General features: G+C 30.2%; 5 protein-coding genes. All 5 read left to right on the forward strand.

Annotated elements, in window-relative coordinates; genetic code table 11:
* Positions 1–337: 337 nt before the first annotated feature.
* Complete coding sequence (locus L8X30_RS07755) at positions 338–1,750, forward strand: aspartate ammonia-lyase (RefSeq protein WP_263664325.1); 1,413 nt, start codon at positions 338–340, stop codon at positions 1,748–1,750.
* 19 nt (positions 1,751–1,769) lie between these two features.
* On the forward strand, positions 1,770–3,104 hold the full coding sequence (locus L8X30_RS07760; RefSeq protein ID WP_263679748.1) for an anaerobic C4-dicarboxylate transporter: 1,335 nt from the start codon (positions 1,770–1,772) through the stop codon (positions 3,102–3,104).
* Between the two features lie 92 nt (positions 3,105–3,196).
* Positions 3,197–4,540, forward strand: a complete 1,344-nt coding sequence (locus L8X30_RS07765; protein ID WP_263679750.1) for a TrkH family potassium uptake protein — start codon at positions 3,197–3,199, stop codon at positions 4,538–4,540.
* Entirely contained in the window at positions 4,537–5,178 is a 642-nt protein-coding gene (locus L8X30_RS07770; protein ID WP_263664328.1) for a potassium channel family protein, read from the forward strand. Before L8X30_RS07765 ends, L8X30_RS07770 begins: the two co-directional genes overlap by 4 nt.
* Before the next feature lie 632 nt (positions 5,179–5,810).
* On the forward strand, positions 5,811–6,660 hold an 850-nt coding region (locus L8X30_RS07775), incomplete at its 3' end, for an inverse autotransporter beta domain-containing protein (RefSeq protein ID WP_263679751.1).

Below are 6,660 nucleotides of genomic sequence, written 5' to 3' on the forward strand. Positions count from 1 at the left end.
ATTAGCTTAGTAAGACTTTCAAATTTAATTTCTTCAAATTTAATCTATCAATTTCATAATCTTTTTGTCTTTTGTGGAATTTTAAAATTATACAAAAAGTAAATATAAATTTTTAAAAAATAAACAATAAAAGCAATAATAAACACTACAAACATCAAATACCTACCAAAAAAGCATTATATTTATAAAATGAATATCAATATTCTAATTTATTTTATATATTTTTATTGATTTTTGATAAATTCAGAAAAATTTATGAAACTTTTATAAAAAATTGTTATATAATACTCATTAAGTTTATAAACAAAACTTAAATAAAACCCACAAGGAGTACATCATGGGAACAAGAAAAGAACACGACTTTATTGGCGAGTTGGAAATTTCTGACGAGGTTTATTATGGAGTGCAAACTTTTAGAGCACTAGAAAACTTCCATATGAGTGGCAGAAGATTACAAGATTATCCTTATTTTGTAAAAGCTTTCGCTCAAGTTAAAAAAGCAGCTGCTCTTGCTAACAAAGAAGTTGGGGTTCTTGATGCTGACAAAGCTGATGCTATTGCTAAAGCTTGCGATAGATTGATTGCTGGTGAATTTTTAGATCAATTCGTAGTAGATATGATCCAAGGTGGTGCTGGTACTAGTACAAACATGAACACCAACGAAGTTATCACTAATATCGCTCTTGAAAGTATGGGACACAAAAAAGGCGAGTACCAATATCTTCATCCAAATGATCATACAAACTTAGGTCAATCTACAAATGATACTTATCCAAGTTCAATCAAAGTAGCTACCTATGCAAAACTTACTGATCTTTTAAAAGCTATGGAACTTTTAAAAACTGAATTAGAAGCTAAAGCTAAAGAATACAAAGATATCATTAAAATGGGTAGAACAGAGCTTGAAGATGCGGTTCCTACTACTTTAGGAAATACTTTCAACGCTTTTGCTAGCTATATTAAAAGTGATATTGAAAAAATCACAGCAGCTCGTGAGTCAATGAGTTATTTAAATCTTGGTGCAACAGCTATTGGTACAGGAATTAACTGCCACCCTGATTACAAATTTGTGGTTGAGAAAAAATTAAAAGAAATCACTGGTGTTGAATTTAAACCAGCTGAAGATTTTATCGCTGCTACTCAAGATACAGCTGACTTTGTACATGTAAGTGGCGCGTTAAAAACTGCAGCAGTAAGATTATCTAAAATTGCAAACGACTTAAGATTAATGAATTCGGGCCCAAGATGTGGTTTAGGTGAAATTAATCTACCAAAAATGCAACCAGGTAGCTCTATCATGCCAGGTAAAGTAAATCCAGTAATTTGTGAAGCAGTAGGTGAAGCTTGCTATGAAGTTATAGGAAATGATGTTACTATTATGCTTTGCTCTGAAAGAGGAGAATTTGAACTTAATGCATTTGAACCAGGTATTGCTTATGGATTATTTAACTCTATAGTATTACTTGAAAATGCAATGAAATCTCTAGCTGAAAAAGCTGTAAGAGGCTTAACAGCAAATCCTGAAGCATGCAAACAATCTGTACTTAACTCAATCGGTATTGTTACAGCATTTAATCCTGTTTTAGGATATGAAAAATCTGCAAGTATTGCTAAAGAGGCTTTAGAAACTGGTAAAGCAGTTGGCGATATTTGTCTTGAAAGAGGATATCTTCCAAAAGAAGAAATTGAAAGAATTTTAACACCAGAAAATATGTTAAATCCTCACATGACAGAAAAAAGAAAAGCTTAATTAACTTAGGAGTTTAATCATGGATATTATGATTATTTTACAACTTGTTGTCTTTCTTGGGGCAATATTCATAGGTATCCGCCTTGGTGGCATAGCAATAGGCTATGCCGGAGGTTTGGGTGTTGTTATTTTAGGTCTTGTTTTAGGTATGAAGCCAGGTAATATTCCTTGGGATGTTATCTTAATCATTGCTGCAGCAATTGCTGCGATTTCTGCTATGCAACAAGCAGGTGGTTTGGATTATATGGTAAAAGTTACCGAAAGAATTTTACGTAAACATCCAAGATTTATCAATTACCTTGCACCAGCTTGCGGTTGGTTGCTTACTATTTTAGCAGGTACTGGTAATGCGGTATTTTCATTAATGCCTGTTGTCATTGATGTTGCAAAATCACAAAACATCAAACCATCAGCTCCACTTTCATTAATGGTTGTTGCTTCACAAATTGGTATTACAGCTTCTCCAGTTAGTGCTGCTGTTGTTTATATGACTGGTGTATTAGAGCCACTTGGTTGGAATTATCCTGCATTAATTGGTATTTGGATTGTAACTACTTTTGCTGCTTGTATGATTACAGCTTTCATTGTAAGCTTAATCACCCCAATGGATCTTAGTAAAGACCCTGTATATCAAGAACGCTTAAAAGCTGGTCTTGTAAAAAGTGCTTCTGATGTTTTACAAAGCGAAGACAAACCAGGTGCAAAACTTTCAGTTGCTATTTTCTTATTCACAGTATTAGCGGTTGTTCTTTATGCTACAGCAATTTCTAATAATATCAAATGGATTGATCCAGTAGTTATTCCAAGAGATGCTGCAATTATGAGTTTCTTATTAACAGCTGCAACTTTAATTACATTCTTATGCAAAGTTGAACCTGCAAAAATTTTAGATACAAGTGTATTTAAATCAGGTATGACAGCTTGTGTATGTGTATTTGGTGTTGCTTGGCTTGGAAATACTTTCGTTGCGGGTCATGAAGCAGGTATTAAAGAAGTAGCAGGTGAATGGGTTAAACAAACTCCAGCTATGCTTGCAGTTGCATTCTTCTTTGCCAGTATGCTTTTATACTCTCAAGCAGCTACTGCAAAAGCTATTGTTCCAGTTATCATCGCTGCATTAGGAATTTCAGCTACAAATCCTGCAGATTCTTATATGCTAGTTGCTTGTTTTGCTGCTGTTTCAGCGCTTTTCGTTCTACCAACTTACCCTACTTTATTAGGTGCAGTTCAAATGGATGATACAGGTACAACAAGAATTGGAAAATTCATATTCAACCACGCATTCTTTATCCCTGGTGTATTAGCTATAGCTATAGCTGTTGCTCTAGGCTTCTTAGCAGTAGGAATGCTTTAATACTTCAACTTTCCACGTTTAAAGTGGAAAGTTCTCTTTTTACTTATTAACCAATTTTAAGTAGAATGTTTTTTTAATTTTAAAGAATCAAAATGACAAAATTATCCTTAGATAGAAAAAATATAAGAATTTTATTTATAGGTTATATCCTAGTTGCACTTTTTGGTACCTTTATTTTAATGCTTCCTATTATGCACACTAAGCCCATATCTTTTCTAGATGCATTTTTTACTAGTGCCTCAGCTGTAAGCATGACAGGACTTATTGTATTAAACACTTCATTAGATTTTAGCTTTTATGGGCAACTTGTTATCTTATTGCTTATTCAAATAGGTGGCTTAGGTTATATGAGTATAGCTATGGCTTTATATATTTTAGTGCGCAAAAAGATGAGTTTTGGAGAAAAAAATCTTTTAAGAGAATCCTTGATCTATCCTGAAGCTGATGGCCTTGTAGGATTTTTAAAAAAGGTTTTGTTTTTTGTATTTGCTATTGAGCTTTTAGGTGCTCTATTGTTATTTTTAAGATTTAAGCTTGATATGAATTTAAGCGAAGCTCTATGGGCTAGTGTTTTTCACTCTATTTCTGCTTTTAATAATGCAGGATTTAGTATATTTGAAAGTGGTTTAATGCCTTATAGAGATGATTTTTGGATTAATTTTGTTATCACATCTTTAATTATCATTGGAGGTTTAGGGTATTTTGTATTATTAGAATTATACTTTTTTTCTAAAAAACGTTTTGCAAGCTTAAGTTTGCATACAAAACTTGTTTTAATTTCTACTGTTATATTGATTGTTTTTGCAAGCTTGGTAGTCTTTTTATTTGAATACCATAATCCAAAAAGCATAGGAGAATTTTCACTTTTTGATAAAATTATGAGTGCATATTTTACAGCGGTAAATTACCGAACAGCAGGGTTTAATACTCTTGATCTTAGCACCTTTAAAGATGCAAGTTTATTTTTTGGATCTTTATTTATGATTGTAGGTGGTGCACCTGGTGGAACAGCTGGGGGTATTAAGGTAACTACAATTGCTGTATTGCTAATCTATGCTTATTGGAGTATCAAAGATAGTAATGCAAGAATTTTCAACTTTGAAATTCCCACAGAAACTATCAATAAAGCTTTTATTATAGCGGTAAGTTCTATTGTATATATCATCACTTGTGTATTAATTTTATCCTTAATTGAAGATGATAAAAGCTTTTTACCCTTGCTTTTTGAAACAAGTTCAGCGTTTGCTACAGTAGGAGTTTCAGTAGGAGATGGTGGGACTTTATCGCTTAGTGCACTTTTTAACTCTGAAAGTAAATTACTTATCATATTGTTAATGCTTAGTGGTAGAGTGGGTGTGCTTGCATTTTTATTTAGTATATTTTTTAAAGAAAAAGAAAAATATTTGAATTATCCAAAAGGAAAGATAATATTATGAAAAAAGAAACTTATGGTATTATAGGACTTGGAAGGTTTGGTTCAGTTTTAGCAAAAGAACTTATTGATCAAGGTAAAAGAGTTATTGTTTCTGATATTGATGAAGAAGCGGTTAAGGAATTGCAAGATCATGCAGATTTTGCTTATATTTTAGATTCTACTCATACTATAGCCTTAAAGGAAGCAGGCTATGCAAATGCAGATGTTGTCATACTTAGCATAGGTGAAAATTTAGAATCAAGCATACTCACTTTCATGGCTTTAAAAGAAATTGGAGTAAAAAACATCATTGCCAAGGCAAACTCTTCTACACACGGGCAAATTCTTTCAAAACTTGGGGTTAATAAAGTCATCTATCCTGAAAAAGAATCAGCAAAGCGTTTAGCTAAAATTCTTATCACTAATCCAAATTTTGAGATCATAGATCTTTCAGCCAACACTATCAAAGTAGCAAAACTTTTAGTGGATGAAAACTTAGCAGGAAAAACTTTGCAATCTATTGGTCAAAACTTAAAAGTCATTGCACACAAACAGCATGATACTTGGAGTATTATGCCAAATTTAGAAACCACCGCTTATTTAAATGATATACTAATGCTACTTGGCACCCAAGAAGAACTAAATCAATATGAATATTAATAAATTTAAAGCTTATTTTTAAGCTTTAAATTTACACTTAAACCATCTTTCATCTTCCATTAAACATTCCATATATTATTTTACTTATTACCTAATTTATAAAAACACATAAACTATAATTAAATATATTTTTTTAATAAGTTATTTTAAGATTATAACAACTATTATCAAATTTATATAAAAACACTATATTATAATTATTTAAAGAATATAATAAGATATTTATACTCTTTATTTATTACTATATATAAGCTTAGTATTTATACTTTATATACCAAATATAATAAGTGCAATTTATATTCTTATATAAATACTATTTTTTCATATCTACAAATACATTAAACAATATAATAAAGTATAAATATAAAAACTACAAAAGACTATTTATCCATTATCTTAAAAAAGTAAATAAAAGTAATTTTTTGATGTTATGTAAATAATAATAAATATATATGTAGTTTTTTAATAAAAAATAAAAGTAATTTTGATTATAGTTTATAAATAATTATTATATTTGATAGTTTTTTGGCTATTTTTTAATCTTTTTATAACTTTTTTATCACTTTTGTATTTTTTGTGTTATCATATTCTCATCACAGATAAAAATTAAATGTAGGTTATGGGGGGGGGATATGAAAAAAACATTTTTACTTGTTTTACTTATTCACACTTTTCTTTTTTCTCAAATAATGATTTTAAAAAATCAAGATAAAATCATTATAGATAATAATCAGGTTCTTGCGGTTAATCATGTAAACCATGATCAAAAGCAAATACTTAAAGAGTATAATAATAGTATTGACCCAAGAGTCAAAAAGCTATTAGAAGAAAAACCAAAGAAAGATTCTAATCTTAGTAAAGAAGATGAAGAATTATCTAATAAGGTTATTAATGTTATTCAAACCATAGGTAATGTATATAATGCCAAAGACAATAAAGAAAGAGATAAACTTATAAGAGATTTAGCAGGTAATTATTTAAGCTTACAAGCTAATACTTTAATCCAAGAATATTTACACTCTCTTAATCACTCCATTAGTAGCGAGTTTAATTTAAACTATAATGACAGAGGTGGTTTAAGTGGTAATGCCAAAGTTCTTTTACCTATTATGAGTGAAGATAACCCAAAAATATCTTATTTTTTACAAAGCGGTATAGGTGGATATGATAATAATAGAATCATAGGTCACTTTGGTGGTGGTATAAGATATTATCCTAATGCATTAGCATTAAATAATTCAGGAAATATCATGCTAGGATTAAACCTAGTTTATGATCATGATTTTAGTAGAGAACATAAAAGAATGTCTTTGGGCTTTGAAAGTATGATTGATACATTAGCTTTTCATGCTAATATTTATCAAAGACTAAGTGATTGGATTAATAGTTATGATTTTGATAAAGATTATATATTAGAACGCCCTGCTAATGGTTGGGATATGGGTGTTAAATATGCTTTTCCTTCTATGAGCAATGTAGCTG

This window comes from Campylobacter sp. CNRCH_2015_0338h (genome assembly GCF_025772785.1).
In the GTDB taxonomy this organism is placed as follows: domain Bacteria; phylum Campylobacterota; class Campylobacteria; order Campylobacterales; family Campylobacteraceae; genus Campylobacter_D.